This is a genomic window from Kamptonema formosum PCC 6407, from assembly GCF_000332155.1.
Lineage (GTDB): Bacteria > Cyanobacteriota > Cyanobacteriia > Cyanobacteriales > Microcoleaceae > Kamptonema > Kamptonema formosum.
Window position 1 is genome coordinate 1,025,112 of record NZ_KB235904.1, and the last position, 20,229, is coordinate 1,045,340.

At 44.8% G+C, this 20,229-nt stretch carries 23 protein-coding genes; 14 read left to right on the forward strand and 9 right to left on the reverse strand.

Annotated elements, in window-relative coordinates; translation table 11 throughout:
* Positions 1 to 57: 57 nt before the first annotated feature.
* The 5 genes from OSCIL6407_RS0121415 to OSCIL6407_RS0121430 all read left to right on the forward strand — a co-directional run bounded on the left by OSCIL6407_RS0121415 (position 58) and on the right by OSCIL6407_RS0121430 (position 3,651).
* Positions 58 to 918 carry a Tab2/Atab2 family RNA-binding protein gene (locus OSCIL6407_RS0121415; protein ID WP_007353215.1) on the forward strand — a complete coding sequence of 287 codons (861 nt, stop codon included), beginning with the start codon at positions 58 to 60 and terminating at the stop codon, positions 916 to 918.
* Positions 919 to 1,053: 135 nt separating this feature from the next.
* Positions 1,054 to 2,349 (forward strand): TldD/PmbA family protein, encoded by a 1,296-nt coding sequence (locus OSCIL6407_RS0121420; RefSeq protein ID WP_007353214.1) that lies wholly within the window; start codon positions 1,054 to 1,056, stop codon positions 2,347 to 2,349.
* A 135-nt stretch (positions 2,350 to 2,484) separates the two neighbouring features.
* Complete coding sequence (locus OSCIL6407_RS38155) at positions 2,485 to 2,565, forward strand: hypothetical protein (RefSeq protein WP_324603634.1); 81 nt, start codon at positions 2,485 to 2,487, stop codon at positions 2,563 to 2,565.
* A 3-nt stretch (positions 2,566 to 2,568) separates the two neighbouring features.
* Positions 2,569 to 2,946 carry a hypothetical protein gene (locus OSCIL6407_RS0121425; RefSeq protein WP_007358581.1) on the forward strand — a complete coding sequence of 126 codons (378 nt, stop codon included), beginning with the start codon at positions 2,569 to 2,571 and terminating at the stop codon, positions 2,944 to 2,946.
* A 9-nt stretch (positions 2,947 to 2,955) separates the two neighbouring features.
* Entirely contained in the window at positions 2,956 to 3,651 is a 696-nt protein-coding gene (locus OSCIL6407_RS0121430; RefSeq protein WP_007358580.1) for a haloacid dehalogenase type II, read from the forward strand.
* Between the two features lie 374 nt (positions 3,652 to 4,025).
* Here OSCIL6407_RS0121430 and OSCIL6407_RS0121435 read toward each other — a convergent pair whose 3' ends face one another.
* The 7 genes from OSCIL6407_RS0121435 to OSCIL6407_RS0121460 all read right to left on the reverse strand — a co-directional run bounded on the left by OSCIL6407_RS0121435 (position 4,026) and on the right by OSCIL6407_RS0121460 (position 11,787).
* A complete protein-coding gene (locus tag OSCIL6407_RS0121435; protein WP_007358579.1) occupies positions 4,026 to 5,483 on the reverse strand; it encodes an IctB family putative bicarbonate transporter in 1,458 nt (485 codons plus the stop codon).
* A gap of 117 nt (positions 5,484 to 5,600) precedes the next feature.
* Entirely contained in the window at positions 5,601 to 6,497 is an 897-nt protein-coding gene (locus OSCIL6407_RS0121440; protein WP_007358578.1) for a sensor histidine kinase, read from the reverse strand.
* 61 nt (positions 6,498 to 6,558) lie between these two features.
* Positions 6,559 to 7,974: a lysophospholipid acyltransferase family protein gene (locus OSCIL6407_RS0121445; protein ID WP_007358577.1), complete on the reverse strand. Its 1,416-nt coding sequence runs from the start codon at positions 7,972 to 7,974 to the stop codon at positions 6,559 to 6,561.
* Between the two features lie 345 nt (positions 7,975 to 8,319).
* Entirely contained in the window at positions 8,320 to 10,332 is a 2,013-nt protein-coding gene (locus OSCIL6407_RS0121450) for a ribonuclease catalytic domain-containing protein (protein WP_007358576.1), read from the reverse strand.
* Between the two features lie 189 nt (positions 10,333 to 10,521).
* Positions 10,522 to 10,737: a 30S ribosomal protein S18 gene (gene rpsR / locus OSCIL6407_RS0121455; protein WP_007358575.1), complete on the reverse strand. Its 216-nt coding sequence runs from the start codon at positions 10,735 to 10,737 to the stop codon at positions 10,522 to 10,524.
* Between the two features lie 147 nt (positions 10,738 to 10,884).
* Complete coding sequence (rpmG, locus tag OSCIL6407_RS32845; RefSeq protein ID WP_071592493.1) at positions 10,885 to 11,073, reverse strand: 50S ribosomal protein L33; 189 nt, start codon at positions 11,071 to 11,073, stop codon at positions 10,885 to 10,887.
* Positions 11,074 to 11,256: 183 nt separating this feature from the next.
* Positions 11,257 to 11,787, reverse strand: coding sequence for an RDD family protein (locus OSCIL6407_RS0121460; protein ID WP_007358574.1), 531 nt, complete (start codon positions 11,785 to 11,787; stop codon positions 11,257 to 11,259).
* 9 nt (positions 11,788 to 11,796) lie between these two features.
* On the opposite strand from OSCIL6407_RS0121460, the gene OSCIL6407_RS36340 reads away from it, so the two are divergent.
* Entirely contained in the window at positions 11,797 to 11,964 is a 168-nt protein-coding gene (locus tag OSCIL6407_RS36340; RefSeq protein WP_007358573.1) for a hypothetical protein, read from the forward strand.
* A 27-nt stretch (positions 11,965 to 11,991) separates the two neighbouring features.
* A complete protein-coding gene (locus tag OSCIL6407_RS0121470; RefSeq protein ID WP_007358572.1) occupies positions 11,992 to 12,234 on the forward strand; it encodes a hypothetical protein in 243 nt (80 codons plus the stop codon).
* Positions 12,235 to 12,331: 97 nt separating this feature from the next.
* On the opposite strand, the gene OSCIL6407_RS0121475 is transcribed toward OSCIL6407_RS0121470, so the two are convergent.
* On the reverse strand, positions 12,332 to 12,574 hold the full coding sequence (locus tag OSCIL6407_RS0121475) for a DUF7219 family protein (RefSeq protein ID WP_007358571.1): 243 nt from the start codon (positions 12,572 to 12,574) through the stop codon (positions 12,332 to 12,334).
* Between the two features lie 136 nt (positions 12,575 to 12,710).
* Between OSCIL6407_RS0121475 and OSCIL6407_RS0121480 the strand changes: the two genes are divergently transcribed.
* From OSCIL6407_RS0121480 to OSCIL6407_RS0121495, 4 genes are all read left to right on the forward strand, one after another.
* The gene (locus OSCIL6407_RS0121480; RefSeq protein ID WP_234708841.1) at positions 12,711 to 13,667 is read left to right on the forward strand and encodes an SGNH/GDSL hydrolase family protein; all 957 of its coding nucleotides are present in this window, start codon (positions 12,711 to 12,713) and stop codon (positions 13,665 to 13,667) included.
* A 117-nt stretch (positions 13,668 to 13,784) separates the two neighbouring features.
* Positions 13,785 to 15,527: a pentapeptide repeat-containing protein gene (locus OSCIL6407_RS0121485; protein ID WP_007358569.1), complete on the forward strand. Its 1,743-nt coding sequence runs from the start codon at positions 13,785 to 13,787 to the stop codon at positions 15,525 to 15,527.
* A gap of 151 nt (positions 15,528 to 15,678) precedes the next feature.
* Positions 15,679 to 15,900 (forward strand): type II toxin-antitoxin system VapB family antitoxin, encoded by a 222-nt coding sequence (gene vapB, locus OSCIL6407_RS0121490; protein ID WP_007358568.1) that lies wholly within the window; start codon positions 15,679 to 15,681, stop codon positions 15,898 to 15,900.
* Position 15,901: 1 nt separating this feature from the next.
* On the forward strand, positions 15,902 to 16,282 hold the full coding sequence (locus OSCIL6407_RS0121495; RefSeq protein ID WP_007358567.1) for a type II toxin-antitoxin system VapC family toxin: 381 nt from the start codon (positions 15,902 to 15,904) through the stop codon (positions 16,280 to 16,282).
* An 84-nt stretch (positions 16,283 to 16,366) separates the two neighbouring features.
* Here OSCIL6407_RS0121495 and ribE read toward each other — a convergent pair whose 3' ends face one another.
* Positions 16,367 to 17,086 carry a riboflavin synthase gene (gene ribE / locus OSCIL6407_RS0121500; protein ID WP_019487652.1) on the reverse strand — a complete coding sequence of 240 codons (720 nt, stop codon included), beginning with the start codon at positions 17,084 to 17,086 and terminating at the stop codon, positions 16,367 to 16,369.
* A gap of 133 nt (positions 17,087 to 17,219) precedes the next feature.
* Here ribE and OSCIL6407_RS0121505 point away from each other — a divergent pair, with 133 nt between their 5' ends.
* The 3 genes from OSCIL6407_RS0121505 to OSCIL6407_RS0121515 all read left to right on the forward strand — a co-directional run bounded on the left by OSCIL6407_RS0121505 (position 17,220) and on the right by OSCIL6407_RS0121515 (position 19,859).
* Positions 17,220 to 17,726, forward strand: coding sequence for a bifunctional nuclease family protein (locus OSCIL6407_RS0121505; RefSeq protein WP_026103810.1), 507 nt, complete (start codon positions 17,220 to 17,222; stop codon positions 17,724 to 17,726).
* A 144-nt stretch (positions 17,727 to 17,870) separates the two neighbouring features.
* Positions 17,871 to 18,992 carry an aldo/keto reductase gene (locus tag OSCIL6407_RS0121510; RefSeq protein WP_026103811.1) on the forward strand — a complete coding sequence of 374 codons (1,122 nt, stop codon included), beginning with the start codon at positions 17,871 to 17,873 and terminating at the stop codon, positions 18,990 to 18,992.
* Positions 18,993 to 19,364: 372 nt separating this feature from the next.
* Entirely contained in the window at positions 19,365 to 19,859 is a 495-nt protein-coding gene (locus OSCIL6407_RS0121515) for a hypothetical protein (RefSeq protein WP_007358563.1), read from the forward strand.
* Positions 19,860 to 20,229: the final 370 nt, after the last annotated feature.

Below are 20,229 nucleotides of genomic sequence, written 5' to 3' on the forward strand. Positions count from 1 at the left end.
AATTGTTGCCCTTTAGTTTTAAGCTGTTATCAGGACAGAATTGATTAAGACTAGCGCATGGCAACTATCTGGGAACTCGATTATTACAGCCGTCCGATTGTGGACGAGCAACAGAAAAAACTCTGGGAAGTCTTGATTTGCGAGAGTCCCCTAAATGTAGGCGACAAGTCAGAGTCATTGTTTCGCTACTCGCAGTTTTGTCCAAGTTCTACCGTGAACTCCTTATGGCTGGCGGCGGCTATCAAAGAAGCGATCGCATCCTCCCCTTCCCCTCCTGAAAAAATCCGCTTTTTTCGCCGCCAGATGACCAACATGATTGTCAAAGCTTGCGAAGAGTTGCACATTCCCGCCGCCCCCAGCCGCCGTACCTACGCCCTACAACAGTGGTTGCGAGAACGGATGGAGGATGTCTATCCCACTCACCCTGGCTTTCAATCTGGCTTAACTCCTTCTGTGCAATATAGTTCTGAGATCCCGCAAGCTCTACCAGAGGCTCTCCTTGGCGAGAAATGGAGTTTTGTGACTCTACCAGTTGAGGCTTTTGAGGAAATGTCCGAGTGGGAGATTGAGTTTGGGGAAGCTTTTGGGCTAGAGGCCTTTGGGCTCAAGCCTCAGACACCAATTCCGGGACTGATTATTTTCTCGTCAAGGGCCACAGCATTAGCCGCGTGGATGTCGGGTTTGGAATTAGCTTTTGTGACCTTTGATGGCGGCCCTCCTGCAAGGTTAGTGTTAGAAACAGGAGCTAGCGATCGCTGGATTTTAGCTAATCTCAGAGATTTAAGTATTGTCGCCGAAGTCAAAGGCTTTGAATCAGCCAAGGTTGCAGCCAATCAAGTACATTTTTTAGCTATCCAGTCGCATCCTGAATCTGAGTCTTTCGCTGGATTTTGGCTACTACAAGAATTTAATCTTTAGGAAAGGAAGTAAGTAATAGATTGCATAGATGTTAACAGTTAATAGTTAACTGTTAACCGTTAACCGTTAACCGTTAACAAGTAACAAGTAACAAATAACAACTAACAACTAACAACTAACCAATAGCAATTAGCAATGAGCAACGACCAATCAGCAGAACAACTGCTAGAGTTAGCAGCTAAAGCTGGGGCACAAGCCGCCGAGGTATTTCAGTCGCGATCGCATTCGCGACCAGTGTTTTTTGAAGCAAATCGGCTCAAACAACTCGAAAGTATCGAATCAGAAGGAACTGGGTTGCGGCTATGGCGAGATGGTCGTCCGGGTTTAGCAGTAGCCTATGGATCGGTAGAACCCCAAGCTTTGATCGATCGCGCGATCGCCCTTTCTGAGCTCGGTGTCCCGGAGACAATAGAACTAACAACAGGTTCGCAGACTTCCTACCCAGATTTAGGACAATCGGTAGCAGTAGAACAGTTAGTAAATTGGGGAAAAGATGCGATCGCCACCATCCGAGAATCCTACCCAGAAATCCTCTGTAATGCTGAATTTGACTGCGAAGTGGAAAGCATTCGCTTACTCAATTCCTTCGGATTAGATAGCAGCTATACAGACACAACTTTAAGCGGCTATCTAGGTGCGGAATGGGTACGAGGAGATGATTTCTTGAACGTCTCCGATGGCGAAACCCAGCGAGAAAACCTCGATCCCGCAGATTTAACCAAGCGGATATTACAGCGTTTAAACTGGGCAAAAGAAAATGTCCCCCCTCCCACAGGAAGAGTACCTGTTTTATTTACAGCCAAAGCAGCGGATCTCCTGTGGGGAACCGTTTCTGCGGCCCTCAACGGCAAACTCGTGCTCGAAGGGGCCTCACCTTGGAGCGATCGCCTCGGCGAACCCGTAACCTCCCCCCTCCTCACCCTTTCCCAAGCACCCGATTCCGGGCCCTATAGCTGTCCCTTTGACGACGAAGGAACACCTACCCGCCCGATTGTTTTCATTCAAAAAGGAGTTTTGCAGCTCTTTTATGCCGATCGCACTACGGGTAAAATCTTAGGTAGCGGTACAACCGGTAACGGCTTCCGCCCTGGTTTAGGGAGTTATCCAACTCCGGGCTTATTTAATGAGTTAATTCAACCAGGAAAACGGAGTTTAATTGATTTAATTGCCCAACTAGATGACGGGCTAATTGTCGATCAAATGCTCGGTGGAAGTGCTGGCATTTCTGGCGAGTTTTCTATTAATGTCGAACTTGGCTACAGAGTAAAAAATGGTCAAATAATTGGCAGAGTCAAAGATACAATGGTTGCGGGAAATGTTTACACAGCCCTTAAGCAACTTATAGAATTAGGAAGCGATGCGGAGTGGAACGGTTCTTGTTACACCCCTTCTGTAATTGTAGAGGGATTGTCAGTTACGGGTCGGAATTAGAAGAGGGGCTAGGGGCTAGGGGCTAGGGGCTAGGGAAGAGGGAAGAGGGAAGAGGGGGAGATGGGGGGAGATGGGGGAGATGGGTAATTAGCAATTAGCAATTAGCAATTAGCAATTAGCAATTAGCAATTAGCCATTACCAATTACCAATTACCAATTACCAATTACCAATTACCAATTACCAATTACCAATTATCAGTGTATCTACATAAATAGCAAATGTATCAAATGGGAGTAATTGATAAAACAGTGACTCTGTTTCGTCCAGTCGGTCAAAAAGAGATGGAATTAATTCGGAAAAGTGGTTACACTTCCTTTCCGCCGCGTCTACCTTTCCAGCCTATTTTTTATCCCGTACTTTCTGAAGAATATGCCGTGCAAATTGCACGAGATTGGAATACAAAAGATGCAGCATCGGGATATATTGGTTATGTCACCACCTTTCGAGTTCGTGCAAACTTTTTAAGTCTATATCCGGTACAAACTGTCGGCAGTTCCAAGCATCAAGAATATTGGATTCCAGCAGAAAAATTAGCAGAATTCAATCAAAATATTATCGGGTTAATTGAAGTTATTGGCAAATTCAGAGCATCATAGGAGGTAAAAATGCTAGATTTTAGTCAATTTGAAGTCTTAAGTTTTGATTGCTACGGAACCCTCATTGATTGGGAAGGAGGAATACTGCCAGTATTGAAAAACCTACTGGAAACCCACAATATTAATCAGAGTGACAAGCAGATTCTGGAACTATTTGCAGAATTTGAGTCAGAATTAGAAAAGGACACAAATGGATATCTGAAATATCGGGAAGTTTTGCGACAAGTCGTGAAAAAAATTAGCGAACGGTTTAATTTTGATGTCACAGAATCAGAATTAAACAGCCTTCCTGATTCCCTCAAAAATTGGCAACCTTTCCCCGATACCGTCGAAGCACTAAAAGCGCTAAAAAAGAGATTTCGTCTGGCGATTATCTCCAATACAGACGATGAATTATTTGCCGATACCGCCAAACATCTCCAAGTAGAATTCGACTGGATTATTACAGCAGAACAAGTCAAATCCTATAAACCATCGCCGCGCAATTTTGAATTTGCAATTCAAAAAATGGGCATATCTCCCGATAAACTGCTGCACGTTGCTGAGAGCATTTACCATGATGTTATACCCGTAAAAGCAATGGGTTTATCAACAGTCTGGGTAAATCGGCGTGTTGGTAAAGAAGGATTTGGTGCAACTAAGGCTGCTAGTGGTAAAGCTGATTTAGAAGTGCCAGATTTGAGAACTTTAGTTTCGTTAATTTGAAGGTTTTTAACTCGACATATTAGCCTTCTTTGTAGTTATTATCCCTCGATCGTTCGGCGATTGAAATCGCTACTACACAAACAAAGTCCGCCTACGCGGACTGAAGAATAAAGAGGGTATTTAAGCCGGATTTGGTATTATTTATTTCTTTCTCCCCCTTCCCTTGTAGGGAAGGGGGCTGGGGGGTTAGGTCTTTTTCAAAAATCGATAGATTTAAGCGATCGCGCCATCCTATAGCAACCGCCAGGGCGGTTAGGGGCTAGGGACTAGGGGCTAGGGACTAGGGGAAGAAGGGGAAGGAGGGGAAGAAGGTAATAGAATCAGCGAGTTTGGTGGAACTCAGAACGTCTTAATCGCCTTGGCGACTGCTATAATTACTCCCCTGTCTGCAACTCCGGCTGTGGCTTCCTCGCCACAGTGTAATAACTAGCAATAATTGCCACCATCAGCCACCAAAGCATATTAACTTCCGGTCGATACCAGACAGTATCGACAAAACCGTGAGCCATCATACCAGCTAAAGTTGCGATCGCAGCCATCAACCAAAATCCCTCAATCGATTTTAAATGGGAGATAGGGAGATGTCGATCGACAACTTCATCCCGTGAAATAGGCTCAATTATTTCTCCACCCCGCAGACTTTTGATTTGCACAAACCCCTGATTAAATGTCACCGCTAGCAGCCATAGAAAAGTCATTAAACCAATGAAACCACTTTCTACAGTAATTTCCAGCAGCACAGAATAGGCACTCAAAGCACTATAACGCGGCCGCATATAAAGGGGATAAATTTTGTTAAAAGCCACATTACCAGGGCCAATCCCCAATATCGGGCGATCGCGAATCATTTGAATCACAGCAGTCCAAACATTAATACGGAAATTATTGCTACTATCCCCGCGTCCCACAAAAATACTGGTAACGCGATTGCGTAGAGGTTCTACTAACAGCAACCCCAAAATCAAGACAAAAGCGAAACCGCCCAACCCCGCAGGTAGCGCCCAAGTGCGCCAGAAGCGCGGCATTCGAGGACTAAACCAATACCAGATCAAAATCGAAAACACCACCATCAGAACCACGCAGCCAATCCAAGCCCCCCGGCTATCAGTGAAGCGCAAACAAGCACCATTAACTAACAGCATCGTCACTGCCAGAGCTTTTGGCCCCCACCCTTTCCAGACGAAAATTGCCGCAAAACTTAAAGCAATTGCAGGTAATAAATATGCACCCAAAAGGTTAGGATTGCCCAAATAACTATAGGCCCGCGTTAAATTTGCCTGAGTCGAGGTGGGGTCATTCCAAGTTGCCAATGGAGGAACCTTATCTATCCACTGTCGTATCCCGTAAAAACTAACAATGAGGGCAATATGCAAATAAAGCGCAATTAACCATCCTCGTAGTTTAGGCGATCGCAACACCCTAGCCATCAACGCAAAAAACACCAAATAAAGCGTCAGCTTACCCCAACCTACAAACGCCGCCGCCTTCACCGGTGACATTGCCGTTGCTACCGTTACCACACTCCAGTACAACAAAACCAGCAAATGAATAGGCGTAAAAACAATCACCTGCCGATCGGAAAGTGTCATTAATACCCAAAAAGCACCACCAGCAACTAATAGTAAACCTATTAACGCATTGCCCACAAAAGGAGCCAAAGCAAAAACCAGGGAAAGTAAAACAAAACCGAGGGGTTCTGCCCACTGCATCAACCAGCTACTCTGCCGCCAACTCCCCAAAGATCCACAAGTCAAACTGTATAAATAACTTGCACTCCGCCACTGGTAAAGTGGCAAATTAAAAAGCGTCAACTGCTGCCAAACTGAGTTCATTTTTAATTTGTTAGTTTTTTCTAATTGGTAATTGGTAATTGGTAATTGGTGGTAATTGGTAATTGGTATTTTTTTACCTGATTCAGTGTCCGAAAACTAACAGTTAACAGTTAACAGTTAACCTTCCAACAATTCCATTGCATTTAAACAGGGTAGTGCCAACATATATCGATATCCAGAATCTGGCGAACCTTGAATTGATAGTTGACCCCCTTGGATCTCCACCAATTGACAACAGAGCAATAACCCTAGACGTTCCCGTGCCCCGTAGCCAGCTAGCTGCGGTGTCCTATCTGCCTCGTCAGCCGCAACTAGGGCTGCCAATTCAGAAAACGAGAGTGCCAGACGACTCAATCCCTGCGTAGGTAGCGATCGCGCTTGTTCATCCATCAGAGGCTCATTATTACCAGACTTCCCTTCTGAATAGTTGGCTCTTGCACCGTTTAATAAGTAGTCGGAGTAGAGTTTAGCATGGGGAAGGCTATCTCCTAACCAAGGGTGAAAAACCCAAACTGCAATATTAATTCCCTCTTCTTTGCGAGACAGGTGAATCCGAATCATGCTACCTGCCCCAGTAGACTGAATCACACTAAATACTAAGTGGTGTAGCATTTGTTGGACTTTATCTTTATCCAGCAACCAGAGCCGAGGGCCGGGGCTGATGGAGAGAGAAATTTCTTGCTCTTGCCGAGAAACCACCTGCGATAGAGAGCCTACAACCTGTTGGCATAAAGTTTCAATATCGACAGCCGAACGTTTGAGCTGTGAAGGACTGTCGTCCAGTTCTGCGAGCCCAACAATTTCTTCCACGAGCGATCGCAACTGCTTGCTACTGTTTTGAATGATATCGAGGTATTCCTTTTGTTTGCTTGTCAGCGGGCCATAAATTTCTTGGTTGAGAACACTCGCCATGCCGACAACTGAAGTGAGCGGAGTTAGCAATTCCTGCGCCAAGTAAGTCAGCAATTTTACTTTAATAGAGTTATTAGACAGATCTGCGGGTTGGTTAATCATTAGTCATTATTCAATGTTCGCTACTCATTTGCTGAGCTTCTAGAGGTATCGCAAAAGACTGTTAAGATTGAATCATTCCTTCTAGAGCTACTTGCAAATCTTGAGTTAGCTCTGCTACTGCTAATCTGCGACTTGCTTGATAGCTATCCCAACGGTCTGAAACTGATATCGGTTGCCCTACTGTCATTTTCACCCGCTGTTTCCCTAACTGAGGTCTACTAAAAGGACTTCCACCTTTGATTCTAGTTACTACATCCCATAGTAGTAAAGTGGTTTCTGCAAAACGCTCTGCCGTCGGGTTTTCTTGTACGTATTTCCCTGTCACGGCGACAAAGCTTTCTACCAGTCTCATGTGCCACATCCGCAAGTTTGCTTCTTCGGCGATGCGGTCTGCCAATCCTCTTTCTAAGCGTGACAAAGCGGCAACGTCTTTAATATCTTCTCGGTAAATATAATCCCAGCCTGCTTGCTCTAAACGGCGACACCGATCTATTAAACTCCCCTTCGGCTTGATGTTAAAATATTGTTCTGCTACTTGCAGGGAAATATTTAGAAGGTTAAAAAGTCGCTGCATTAAAACTTCGTTAGCTGAGTCAGCCATTGCTTCAGGAATTGGAAAAGATGTCAGGTCGGGCGTATTTTTTGGTAAGGTTTGATGGTAAAATCTAGTATAAAATTCTTCCATCATCACCAGTAAATGACCGCCCAATCGGATTAAGCGTGGGTAAAGAGAATTTTGATTTGAATCATTTAATTCTCCCACATTTACTCGCTCTATAGTCGGTAAACCGCAATCAATTTCTAATTGAGTTAAAAGTTTTTGTAAGGGTTCCCAAGGAGCCTCTGCGTAACGATACTGAATACCTACGGGTACGATGAAAACTTGTTCCGTTCGTCCAGCTTTGTACAGATCTTCTACGCACCAGAATCCCATTTGGGCAATGCCCGGTTCTAGGGGGCTGACTATTTCATTGTGCCCGTTAGTTGCTCCTTCTGGGGCGGCGGCAATCGGGAAGCGGCTGTTAGCAAATAATTCGCGGGCGGAACGCAACCCCACTCTGTCTATTTTGCCGCGAATTATGGGCGTACCGCCTAATCTGGAATAGAGCCAGCCTACGGTGTCACCAGCCCACAAAGGAATGCCGCGATCGTAGATAAAGTGAGAATGTAGGGGATATTTGAGCGTTATTCCCTCTTTTCTAGCTACTTGGGGTAGTATTTTCCAAAACAGTTGTGCCAAACAGAAAGGATCGTCTGTATTCGGATGACGAAATGCGACTAAAAAACGGACTTTACTATCTTGAAATTGCTCGAACAGATGGGCGAGAGTTTTGACATTCTCGGCTTCTATTTGGCTAATGGGTGTCCGCACTTTCAGCCACCAAGGAAGAAGTTGTTGGCATCCCCAGAGCACTAGGGGGTTAAAGTCAGGAGGTATAAATTCTAGAGGCCGCTGAACGTGCGTAGAGTTGGGCATTTTTAAGACTAGGGGCTAGGGGCTAGGGGCTAGGGGCTAGGGTTAAGAAGGGGTAAGGATTTGGGGGCTAGGGGCTAGGGGCTAGGGGCTAGGGTTAAGAAGGGGTGAGAATTTGGGGGCTAGTCTTTATTAATTAGAAATTAGACTTTTTAACAGGAAAAGAAGAAATAAGTAAATCTACCTAATTAAACATAAGATACCGATGGCTAAAAAGTTAGCTTTATAAGCATTCTTCCTTCTTCCTTCTACTTAATATACCTTTCACCTTTTCTCTAACCAGAAAGTCCCTCTTCTCTTCTTTCCTCCTTCCCTAGCCCCTAGCCCCTAGCCCCTAGCCCCTAGTGTTCAGATAGAAGCAACCGGATTAGAAATCATTTCTTGAAACTGAATGGCATCCGATCGCGGATCGCAGTGGGTAACTTTCACTTCTAAGCGATCGCCTATTTCCACAGGCCGACTAAACCGCATTGCCAACTCTAAGCCTAACTCTTCTAACAACACTAAGCCCACATTGGTATCTTCCCGCAGCCAGCGTAACATCATTGCTTGCCACACTTCCCCAGCATGGCGACGCAAATATTCCAACCCCCAATAACGGTTAGTTTGGCGTTCTACATTTGATGCTTCTTTCACTGCCGGACTGAGGCTCATAATCATTTCTAGCATCTGTTCTGCCGAAAATGGCGGGGTTTCCCCTCGCAGGTGGGCTTTAATCTGGAAATGAGCCAGCAAGTCCATATAACGCCGAATGGGTGATGTGACCTGAGTATAAGCTTCTAATCCTAAACCTGCGTGTCGTGCGGGCATCAAACTCATCTCGCTACGGGGCATACAGCGGCGTACTGCACAGGCGCGGGCTGGGCCAGCGGGCAATTGCAGCAATTCTTCCTCTGGGGGGAGTTCGGGTTGGGGCTGATGGCGATAGGGTAGCACTAGGCTATGAGTTTGACCGTATTGTGCGGCGACTTCTCCAGTTAAAATCATCATTTCTGCTACGAGTTCCCGCGCGGGGGAGTCATCCAAGACGTGGACGCTAACATCATCACCGCAGACTTTGATGACGGATTCTGGCATATAGATGCTGATCGCGCCTTGGGTTTGTCTCCAACCATGTCGCACTTTGGCCCAAGCTGCGATCGCGCTAATTTCTGGTTCGGCTGCGATCGCCAGATGTAACATCTCGTCTACATCTTCGTAAGTCAGGCGATAAGTGGGCTTAATTAACGTGATGTGAATGCTGTAATCCTGTATTGCCCCCGTTTCGTCCAAAATCACTCGGAAACTCAGGGAGGGGCAAACTTGCCCTTGTACGAGGCTCATGGGCCCTGTTGCCAGCTCTGGCGGGAACATTGGCACCATGCCCGTAGGCAAATAAACTGTAGTAGTGCGCTTTCTAGCTTCTAAATCGAGCTCGTCACCAGGAGAGAGCAAGCTAGTCGGATCGGCAATGTGTATCCAAAGCTGCTGCTGACCGTTTTCCAAAAATTCTAAGCTCAGACCGTCATCGATCTCTGTCGTGCTTTCGTCGTCAATGGTGTAAACCTTGAGGTGAGTCAAATCGAGGCGATCTGATTCCGAGTCAGGCGGGGGGTTTTCGAGGCGAGAACAAGCCAATTCCAGTACCTTTGCAGAAAAGTGGGTCGGGATCTGGCTGCGCCGCAAAAATAAGTTTTCGTGGAGACTCCAAAGACCGAGATCGACGAGCAGTTGAAAGGCGGCTTCGGGAGTTTCCGAGCGTCCCAAGCTGGCTAATGTTTCTAAGGCGGGGGTGCGGTGTGTTGCTTCCTCTCCGAGTAGAGCAAAGCGTTCTAAGGCATCGAGGCGGGTGCGATCGCTCTGCTGCCACTCTACTTCATCCCCTGCGAGTCTGGCCTTGACCCGTTCCCAAAATCCATGTAATTCTAGTTGTCGCTGCCTTTCAACTTCTTGCTGATGTTTAATTTCAGCGACCATCGCCATTGAACGCGGTTCGTAGCGATCGCCTTTTTGTTTGAAGTAAAGTTTATCTACTGACAGTAAATAATATGCCGCGTAGCACTGAGGTGGAGTTGCTTCTGAAAACAGTAGCATTGCCAAACCTGGTGGATCTACAGTTTCCCCATCCTCAACCAACAGTTCCCAAGCGACTTCTAAACTCGTTGGGTCTGAATAATTCTCCACTTCCTTGAGGAATGTGGGAATTTGGGTAGGTTTGTAAGTTTCCCCAACTACCTCATAGCTAATTTGCTTAGGCGGTATGCTGTGGGATTGACTATTTTCGTCTACCACCACCCAGTTTTTTTTACCATCAGGACGATCTGCTACGGCAAGTCGGCGCTCACCGTGCAGTCGAAATTCAATTAAGGTTCCCTTCTCCACAAGCTGTTGCCAACGAAGCGTGCTATTTTGCGGACTATCTGCAAGTTAAAGTGCGCTTTGGCAAGTTTAATTAACTACCGCTATGCCGATGGCTTTCGCAGGAGGCTTGCGCTTTACGCCAATCGCCCTTGACTGGATCGAGTCTAGCAGATTTGTCGATCCACGCCTATAGCTTTTTCTGGAGTTTTTCTAGCCTTCTTGATTGACGAAGGGCATCAAAGCTAGAATTCTGGCTCTTTTGATGCCTGTGGTCAAGTCTCGCTGCTGTTTGGCAGTCAATCCTGTGATCCGGCGGGGTAAAATTTTCCCGCGTTCAGTTACAAATTTGCGGAGTAAATCGACATCTTTATAGTCGATGGGATCTCCTGGCTTAATTGGCGAAACACGGCGGCGAAAATATGTCATGGTAATTGATAGTTGATAGTTAGTAATTGGGAAATGCTAATTGCTAATGGCTAATTGCTAATGGCTAATTGCTAATGGCTAATTGCTAATTGTTCCACTAGCTATTAGCTATTAGCTGTTAACAGTTAACAGTTAACCGTTAACCAATTACTTAATTTCCTTATGGACTGTGTGCTTGTTACAATGGGTGCAGAACTTTTTGAGTTCTAGTCTCGCCGTAGTGTTACGACGGTTCTTAGTGCTAGTGTACCTGGACACGCCATTTGAGCGCTTGTTTGAGTTGGTTCGGCACTCGGTACATTCTAATGTAATGATGATTCGGACACCTTTAGCCATAATTCTAAAAAGATTTGGACTAATTGACACTTCCCCAGTCTAACGACATGGGAATTTTACAGGACAACCTTTTTGGGATAAATCCACAAAAAACTTGATTCTTAAAGCCTGAGTCTCACAGCGACTACCCACTCGCTCAGAGGTACTGAGTTTATAAGCCTACTATTCAGACACAATTTCTTATCATCTCACATTGCGCTGTATTTGGTCAAGCATTTTTCTAAGTTTAATGTCAAGGGAGTAGCCCCGGCGGGTTCCTACGATGATGGTTTGGGCGAAGCGATCGTGAAAGGCTTGCTGGTATCTCTCGGTGTCGGCTAAGGCTACGGTACAGTCTAGGGCCAGGGGTAGCATCAGTAATAGGACGGCGGCGTTGCGGCTGGTTAGACCGGTAAATGCGATCGCACTTAGGGCGGCCCCAATGCCAAGTATACCCTCGCGCTTGACTAATTCTTGGATAGTGGGAGTTCTGTTAAAGCGGGTATCGATTACCCTCATGTCTAAGGCCCAATGGCCAAGGCTTTGACCTTGGTTTCTGACGGCGAGGAAGACTCGCATCAGCAGCCAAAGGATGATGAAGAATAGGAGTTGGACGAACCAATTAGTACCGAGAATTAGGCTAATTAAGGATGCGATCGCCCAGTCGATGGCGAAGGCGAAGGCCCGGCGATTAATTGGGACTTTTGGGGGAAGGGGCACTAAGTCTGAGCTCATAGCGGGGGAATGCGGCTGATTACTTTATCTATTTTGGCATTTGATTCTTTGGTTGAGGTGAAGGAGAGTTACCAAGCGGCGCTGGAGGCATTTAATCGCTCCTTGGCGATCGCGCCTAATAATGAGTCTATTCGCAATCAGCGCGATCGCCTGCAACAATTTCTGGATAATTTATAATCATCCAAAAAACAAGAAGGAAGCAAAATGATTTCACAAACTTTACTAGAGCTTGAACGTTCAATTCTTTCTCTGTCCATCGAAGAACAACTTTGGCTACTGGAACGCATCGCTCATCAAGTGCGAAAAAGAACTTACACAGCTCATAAATTGGGTGATGCTAAATACATGGAGGAACAAATAGCAGCGATGGCATTAGATCCCGATATTCAATTTGAAATAGCTGCTATCAATCAAGAGTTTATTGTTGCAGAAATGGATGGTTTATAAAAATTGGGAATATTTAATTGATGTTAGCGATCGCGCCTAGCCAAGTGTATATTCAGAATCTACGCGATCGCCCCAATGAAAAATCACCATTTCCTTTTCAAGCCGCAAACGGATGTTCACCAACGCCTAACTCTTTTTTAGACTTTTCCAACTTTTCCCAAAGTAATTCAATCTCAGAAATTGCCTGAGCTAGAGGAATCTTCCCATTAGTAGCCAAAGCACTGATGTAACTCACTCGATGAGCAAACTCTTGCAAATTCGCATCAAAAACTAAATTCTCTGGCTTGACATCGCCGTAGTAACGACACTTAGGATATAGAAAGCTTGAATTATTAAGCATTTTTATAATCTCCTTTAAAATTCATTTTTTACCCTTGTTTCTAATATAAGGTAGAATTTATCGAGTGTGAGTGATGAGAAGGCTATATAAATATGAGCTGAAGCATCAACATAAGTGATAACTGTCATTGATAAATGTGACAATAATCACAATTGATCGGGATTCACCACAGAGGAAACAAATAGTTATACTTACTGAAGTTAAAAGTATTTCAACTCTTCACTTAAGACTGTCACAGATGCCTGTAAATGCGCGATCGCCCCATCCCAAACGCCCACTGTCTCAACTTTTGATCCTACTAGCCCTAGCAGCATTTACTGCTGTTGCCGCTATCCATTTCTACCCAGATTTAACTACCGTGTTCCAAACCCCTCAATCGATCGCCACACCACCGCCAGAAATAGAGAATATCCTCAAAGGTAAGCGCAAAATTGTCACGGTTGGCGACAGCATCACGGAAGCGGGGAAGTATACAGGGGGATACGTCTGGCTGTTGCAAAACTATTTAAACGCTCTCTACCCTAGTCAAAAAATTGAGATTATTAACGCCGGAATCTCAGGTAACAAGTCTACGGATATGCAGGCACGTTTCCAAAAAGATGCGATCGCTAAAAATCCCGATTTAATTACTATCAATGTCGGCGTTAACGATGTTTGGCTGGCATTTTTTGACTTCCGCACCAACCAAGTCCACCCTGAAGGCAATCTCCCAGCAGGTGTACCATTAGCAGTGTACCGCCAAAAACTCACCGAAATGGTGCGATCGGCTCAAGCCGCAGGCATTCGAGTTGCCTTGCTGTCTCCTACCCCAATTAGAGAAGTGCTGCACGGCCCTGAAAATCGCCGCTTACCAGAGTATATGGCTGTGATGCGTCAGATCGCGATCGAGAATAACTGTCTGTATATTGACCTCAACTCGCCATTTCGGGAAGTGCTAATCGCCTTTCAGAAACACGCAGGGCGATCGCTTAACCTATTAACAAGGGACGGCGTACACCCCAACCTCGCCGGCAACCGCATTATTGCCTACACGATTCTGCGGGGATTAGGCATTTCAGAGAAAGATATTCAAAGCGTACAAGTAAAATATTAAAAGGGAAGAGATAAGGGAAAATAGAAGATGCAGAAATGGGGAAAATAGCAAAATTTCCCTCTTCTTTCTTCCTTCTTCCTTCTTCCCTCTTCCTTCTTCCTTCCCCATCTCTGCTGTATGCAAACGCAAGAGTTTCTAGAGCGGTATCAACAGGGAGAGCGCAACTTTGCTCACATTGACCTTAGCGGTGCGAGTTTAAGCGGGGCCAACCTGCGGGAAATTGACCTCACAGGCGCTAACCTCACAGGTGCAAATCTCAGTTGGGCATTTTTGAGCCACGCTAAATTAGTAGGCGCTTGCTTACGGCGGGCAGATCTCCGCAGTGCGATGCTCACCAGTGCTAATCTTAATCAGTCAATATTGAGCGGCGCAAATCTTACTAAAGTAGATTTACGACTTGCTTATTTACAAGAAGCAGACTTGAATTGGGCAATATTTCAAGAAGCGGATCTTAGCGGCGCTGACCTTCAAAGAGCTAAATCCGATCAAATTAATCTCGAAAAGGCAAAACTCGATGGGGCGCGATTAATGGGTGCGGAATTAATGGAGGCAAATCTTAACCGTGCCAGTCTTGCAGGAGCTAATTTAACTGGTGCTAATTTGCGAGAAGCACACTTAGCAGAGGCTAATTTGCGAGAGGCTATTTTAAAGGGTGCTAATTTGATTGAAGCTGACCTCAATGGTGCGATCTTACGGTCAGCAAATTTGACTGAGGCTGATATGCACCGAGTAGTTTTAACCGGGGCAGATTTAACAGAGGCGGTGCTTAATGGTGCTGATTTAAGTCGCGCTAATTTGACTGGTGCTTATTTATTAAAAGCAAGTTTTAAGAAAGCACATTTACTCCGTTCTAACCTCCAAGAAGTTTATTTACTGTGGGCAGATTTGACAGAGGCGAATTTGCGCGGTGCGGATTTACGCAAGGCAGATTTGAGCGGTGCTTATCTCAGCGATGCAATATTAAGCGAAGCAGATTTAAGAGATGCTCTGTTGATTGAGGCCCATCTAATTCGCACGAATTTGGAAGGGGCGCAGCTAACGGGATGCTGTATTCATAATTGGCATACTGAGGAGGTTAATTTCTCGAAGGTTGAGTGTAGATATGTTTTTAATCAGTTTAATTATACTACTAAAAGTCCTAGTAATCGTTATCCTGTAGGTCGAGATTTTGAGCCGGGAGAATTTGGCAATCAGGATCGAGAAAATAGTTCTATAATCGAAGTATTTTTTCCTGAGTTTCCTAATTGGGAAGCTTTGGTATTTACGGTGGCTCAGGTGGAATTGGAAAGTCGGGAACTTAAACTGAATATCCAATTTTTTGAATCGGCTGACGATCGGCATTTACTGCGGTTAAGCGCGAATAATTTGGTGAATGCAAAAATTTTAGCTGAGCATATTTTACAGCTTTATCCTGAGATGTTACAGCGAGTTTTAAGTCGGCGGATAGAGATTTTAGAATTACTCGATCTGGCTGTTGTAGTTAAGGATAAATCCAGGCCAATCGAAGAAACGACGATGCCAGTTTCACCGTCACCTCAGCAACAGGAACTCACGGATAAACGGCGAGAGATATATAAAGAGATATCGCGTCAAATTAAGTTTATTGTGATGACTCAAACTCCTGATAAATTTGTGGAAAGTGTGGAGCGGTTGTTGGATTATTTGAAGCTACAGGGGGTTTCAACTGAGGACATTCAAAAGAAGGTTGTAGGTCAAGTTATTTTGCAGCGGGCTAAGCAAGATCGGGGGTTTTTAGAGCAATTAATAAGATGGGAAAAAACTGCTTCCGAGCACGCTCGGTTTTCGATGGTGGGTGAGGCGGTGAGGTTAGCGATCGCACTTGTTTGGGAGCAGGAATAAGTAATTAAAAATTAAAAATTAAAAAGGAAATTGTAAACAAAGCCCGATTCCCTAATCATAGCTACGCTTTACCCACCACATCCAAGTCCCTTTTCGCAGCAAGTATAGTATAATTGGTAAATATGATAAGGGCAAAATTTGTACAGAAATTATGACTATCGATTTACAGATTTTTCAAACTGTAATCAAGATGCCAGAATCTCTCAAACAAGAGATATTGCATTATGCAAAATATTTACTTGAGAAACACGCAAAAACTGAATCATCTCAAGAACAATTTGAACAACCTCATGGTTATGGTAGTTGGGCCGGTCAAATCGTTATGTCTGATGATTTCGATGAACCCCTGGAAGATTTAAAGGAATATATGTAACATGGAATCCCTTTTAGATACTCATGTCTTTCTGTGGTATTTGCTTGGCGATCCGAATCTAAGTAGTAAAGCAAAAGAAGCGATCGATACTAAAACAGATTTGTATTTTAGTATTGCCAGCCTTTGGGAAATATCCATTAAAATCAATGTTGGTAAGCTTCAACTAAATCGGTCATTTGAATACCTGCCAAAGGAATTGCAATACATTAACGCTCAAATTCTACCAATTACATCTAAAGATACTGAGATTTACGCACTTCTTCCTCTCCATCACCGAGATCCTTTCGATCGCATTCTGATAGCACAGGCGATGAATCATTCGCTGGTTTTGATTAGTCGCGATGAGGCTTTTGATGCTTATCCAATTCAGCGGGTTTGGTGATAAGAAGGCAAAATTAAATACTAGCGATCGCTCCACCCTCATAAAGCTAGAATCACACTCAATATTTCCGCTTACTTAACATTGCTAAATAAAACCGTGTTCTGCTAAAAAATCTGGCGTAATTTCTCCCATACTGCTAACAGCAGTTTCTTCCCATCCAGAACTAGAATCAGAAGATAACATAGAGTTACTACGAATGAATTTCGCTACATATTTACCCAAAATATCTGCTTCAATATTTACCCAACTCCCCGGTTTCAAATCCCGCAGATTAGTTTCACTATAACTATGGGGAATTACAGCCACTTCAAACCAGTTGCCGACTGCATCGCAATCTGCCACAGTTAAGCTGATGCCGTTGACGGCGATACTGCCTTTGGGAACGATGTAGGGTGCAATTTGACGCTGCCAAACTGAGGCTGCTGCTGGCGGCGCTGTAAACCGCATTTCCCAAGCATTTGCAGTGGCCGCTGACTCGACTAAACTGCCGATCCCGTCTACATGGCCTGTAACGAAATGACCGCCGAGTTTGCTGCCGGCGCGGAGAGAGGTTTCAATATTAACGCAGGCGTTGGGTTTGAGGCCGAGAGTGCTGCGGCTGAGGGTTTCTGGGGAGGCGATCGCGACAAAGCCTTGAGACAAAATTTCCACCGCCGTCAGACATACGCCATCGATCGCCACGCTATCCCCAATGGCCAAATCCCGCAAAATCGCGTCTGTATTGCCCGACACACAGGACACTTGCAAGCGATCGCCAGACATAGCCTCAAGCGTTCCCAATCCCTGAATTAATCCTGTAAACACCACAACCCCCCGCTATTCGATCTTTAAGCACAATCCGTTGTCGATTCAGGCAAAGATCGAGGCATACTGGAATTTAGGTCATGTCGGTGCCCCGATTCTCCACCGCCTTACAGTATCCCATGAGGCCGATCCGATGATTGAAATGAAAGTCGCAGGAATTGCCTTGGATGCAGCCACGCGCAGTCCTATTGTCCTGTTGAGAGACGCTACGGAGCGGCGGGCCTTGCCTATTTATATCGGTCAGGAGCAGGCAAAGGCAATAATTAGCGCTCTGGAAAGCCAAAAGCCTCCTCGGCCGCTTACTCACGATCTCCTGGTCAACTTCCTAGAGGCGTGGAATCTGACTCTGGAGCGAGTAGTAATTCACTCCCTGCAAGATAACACCTTCTATGCCGTCCTGATCGTCCGCTCTGGAGAAGTCAAAAAAGAGATTGATGCTCGCCCTAGCGATGCGATCGCCCTCGCACTTCGCACCAATAGCCCCATTTGGGTAATGGAAGAAGTGATCGCCGATGCCTCTATCCCCGTGGATCGAGACGCTGACGAAGCCGAACGCAGAGCTTTCCGAGAATTTATCTCCAACCTCCGCCCGGAGGATTTAATTCAAAGAGGAGGATCGATCGGCGGAGAATTTTCCTAACAGGCAACAGGCTTGAGGCAAGCGGCCAAAAGCAAGACAGTTATTAGTTATCAGTTATGAGTTACAGCAGTAAATCATTGTCCTGAAGCCAAGAAAAGCCTTTTGTGCCTCTGCCTCTATCCTGTAATCCTAAAAGTCTGATTTATGCGTTATCGAAGGTTTGGGAAAACAAATCTGCACTTATCTGTTTTTTCTCTAGGCACAATGCGCTATCTGGCTTCTGAGGAAATTGCTATAGCCACTGTCGAGCGTGCAGTCTCTATGGGAATTAATCACCTAGAAACAGCTCAGGGTTATGGAAAAAGTGAGGAATATCTCGGTGCGGCTATTCGTGCGGGATTACCAAGACAACGCGATCGCCTTCACATTACCACGAAAATTTCCCCCACTTCCAATACCGATACAATGGAGCGCTCTATCGATGAATCTCTAAAACGATTAAATCTAGATTATCTCGACTGTTTAGCAATTCACGGCATCAATACTTGGGAACATTTAGACTGGGTACATACTTTTCTACCAACTCTTAAAGCTGCTGTCACTGATGGCCGAGTGCGGCACATCGGGTTTTCTACTCATGGCCCTTTAGAGTTAATTCTAGCTGCCATCAATACAGATTATTTTGAATTCGTTAATCTACATTATTACTATTTTTTTCAGCGGAATGGGCCCGCGATCGAGTTAGCCTCGGAAAAAGATATGGGCGTGTTCATTATTTCTCCTGCTGATAAAGGAGGCCGACTTTACACCCCACCCGCAAGCCTTAAAGAATTATGTTTGCCCTTTTCCCCACTAGAATTAAACTATAGGTTTTTATTAAGCGAGCCTCGGATTACGACCCTCAGTGTTGGGCCAGCTAACCCAAATGAATTAGAATTACCTCTGAACTGCTGCGATCGCGATTATCCCCTAACATCCGCAGAAATTGCCATCTTCGATCGTTTAGAAACTCAATTCGCAGCCAGTTTAGGAACAGATAAATGCAGTCAGTGTTTCGCTTGCTTACCCTGTCCAGAAAATATTAATATTCCTGAAATATTACGTTTGCGTAATCTCGCTGTTGCCTATAATATGATAGACTTTGGTAAATACCGTTATGGAATGTTTGAAAATGCCGGACATTGGTTCCCAGGTGTTAAGGGAAATCGATGTACAGATTGCGGCGAATGTCTGCCTCGATGTCCAGAAAATCTAGATATTCCAGCTTTATTAAAGGATACTCATCAACGGCTATCTGGTACTAGCGGCCGTCGGCTTTGGGATTAATTAACTGTTATGTTAGTGGTGAGTTGTTAGTGGTTAGTTGTTGGTTGTTATTGGTTTCTTAGGACTCCCTGCGGAAGTCCCAGAAACCGGGTTTTTGAGTCGTATGTGGGTTATAACGAAATATTTTCGTAAAAAACCCGGTTTCTTTGGTTGAGTGCGTAAGTCTTGTTTCTGTCATTGTTCGCTGTGCGAAGCAATCCCCAACCCTTCCTAAATCGTTAAAATGCTCAGTATTGTCTATGCTATTCTTATACCATTTATCTAAAAGTATGCTACAGTCCACATCGTTGACTTTACTACATAGAAGCAATCTCAGTCTAAGGCGATTGCTTCGCTACGCTCGCAATGACAACTAACAACTAACAACTAACAATGAAAATATTAAACCTATTTTTGCTAATTAACTTTTCCTTTTTTCTTCCCAGTTTACTAGGGGAAAAAACTGCGATCGCATTTGCTCAACCGTCAACCTGTCCCACTACAAGTTGGTATCAGTTACCATCACCTCCTTTATCTCAAACAGAGCTAAGTATCCCCAGCCTTTGGTTAACAAAACAACAATTTGGTGGTAAACTATTAGACAACTGGTTTGTTGAATCTAATAATTGGGTAATTCTGATAGTTAACCGACAACTCTGGAGTTTATTGGATTATTTAGAGCGTTACCAATTTGTCAATCAATTCGGTACAGCGGCGAGAGATTACGGTTATAACGTTCGCGTTTGTAACCCTCAAGGAGAAGCTTTAGCAATCTACTCTTGCAAATTCTCGACCGCTCAAAATAATCCTTCTACTCAACTAGAATGTAACCTAGAACTAGATTCTTTATCTAATGGTGGACTGCGCGGTAAACCGAGACGATTTTAATTCTCGGCTCGGTTAGAAACCGGGTTCCTATCAAAATCTCTGCTTCTTTAACCCAAACTGTCTCAGAAACCCAGTTTCTCAACTTGTAATATAATATTGGGAAATGATACAATCTTAGATCTTTCCAGACCAGGTGTCTGGGAAACTTATGCGGTAACAGTCCGCGATGTAGAGCATCTAACAGGTTATAACTTCTTCTCCGGACTTACTCAAGAACTTCAGGATGCTATTGAGGAACGCCGTAACACCAACTTTTTCCTCAATACATCTACCTAATGCGAGACTGATATCGTGTCCTGTTGATTACCATAACAAAAACTGTTAGTAGTGCAGGCTGCAGAAGGCAGGCTCTTGCAGATGGCAGCCCGCA

Excerpts from the sequence above, each read along its gene's own strand:
- OSCIL6407_RS0121415 (WP_007353215.1), top strand. The coding sequence starts at position 58 with ATGGCAACTATCTGGGAACTCGATTATTACAGCCGTCCGATTGTGGAC.
- OSCIL6407_RS0121420 (WP_007353214.1), top strand. The coding sequence starts at position 1,054 with ATGAGCAACGACCAATCAGCAGAACAACTGCTAGAGTTAGCAGCTAAA.
- OSCIL6407_RS0121425 (WP_007358581.1), top strand. The coding sequence starts at position 2,569 with ATGTATCAAATGGGAGTAATTGATAAAACAGTGACTCTGTTTCGTCCA.
- OSCIL6407_RS0121430 (WP_007358580.1), top strand. The coding sequence starts at position 2,956 with ATGCTAGATTTTAGTCAATTTGAAGTCTTAAGTTTTGATTGCTACGGA.
- OSCIL6407_RS0121435 (WP_007358579.1), bottom strand. The coding sequence starts at position 5,483 with ATGAACTCAGTTTGGCAGCAGTTGACGCTTTTTAATTTGCCACTTTAC.
- OSCIL6407_RS0121440 (WP_007358578.1), bottom strand. The coding sequence starts at position 6,497 with ATGATTAACCAACCCGCAGATCTGTCTAATAACTCTATTAAAGTAAAA.
- OSCIL6407_RS0121445 (WP_007358577.1), bottom strand. The coding sequence starts at position 7,974 with ATGCCCAACTCTACGCACGTTCAGCGGCCTCTAGAATTTATACCTCCT.
- rpsR (WP_007358575.1), bottom strand. The coding sequence starts at position 10,737 with ATGACATATTTTCGCCGCCGTGTTTCGCCAATTAAGCCAGGAGATCCC.
- rpmG (WP_071592493.1), bottom strand. The coding sequence starts at position 11,073 with ATGGCTAAAGGTGTCCGAATCATCATTACATTAGAATGTACCGAGTGC.
- OSCIL6407_RS0121460 (WP_007358574.1), bottom strand. The coding sequence starts at position 11,787 with ATGAGCTCAGACTTAGTGCCCCTTCCCCCAAAAGTCCCAATTAATCGC.
- OSCIL6407_RS36340 (WP_007358573.1), top strand. The coding sequence starts at position 11,797 with ATGCGGCTGATTACTTTATCTATTTTGGCATTTGATTCTTTGGTTGAG.
- OSCIL6407_RS0121470 (WP_007358572.1), top strand. The coding sequence starts at position 11,992 with ATGATTTCACAAACTTTACTAGAGCTTGAACGTTCAATTCTTTCTCTG.
- OSCIL6407_RS0121475 (WP_007358571.1), bottom strand. The coding sequence starts at position 12,574 with ATGCTTAATAATTCAAGCTTTCTATATCCTAAGTGTCGTTACTACGGC.
- OSCIL6407_RS0121485 (WP_007358569.1), top strand. The coding sequence starts at position 13,785 with ATGCAAACGCAAGAGTTTCTAGAGCGGTATCAACAGGGAGAGCGCAAC.
- vapB (WP_007358568.1), top strand. The coding sequence starts at position 15,679 with ATGACTATCGATTTACAGATTTTTCAAACTGTAATCAAGATGCCAGAA.
- OSCIL6407_RS0121495 (WP_007358567.1), top strand. The coding sequence starts at position 15,902 with ATGGAATCCCTTTTAGATACTCATGTCTTTCTGTGGTATTTGCTTGGC.
- OSCIL6407_RS0121505 (WP_026103810.1), top strand. The coding sequence starts at position 17,220 with ATGATTGAAATGAAAGTCGCAGGAATTGCCTTGGATGCAGCCACGCGC.
- OSCIL6407_RS0121510 (WP_026103811.1), top strand. The coding sequence starts at position 17,871 with ATGCGTTATCGAAGGTTTGGGAAAACAAATCTGCACTTATCTGTTTTT.
- OSCIL6407_RS0121515 (WP_007358563.1), top strand. The coding sequence starts at position 19,365 with ATGAAAATATTAAACCTATTTTTGCTAATTAACTTTTCCTTTTTTCTT.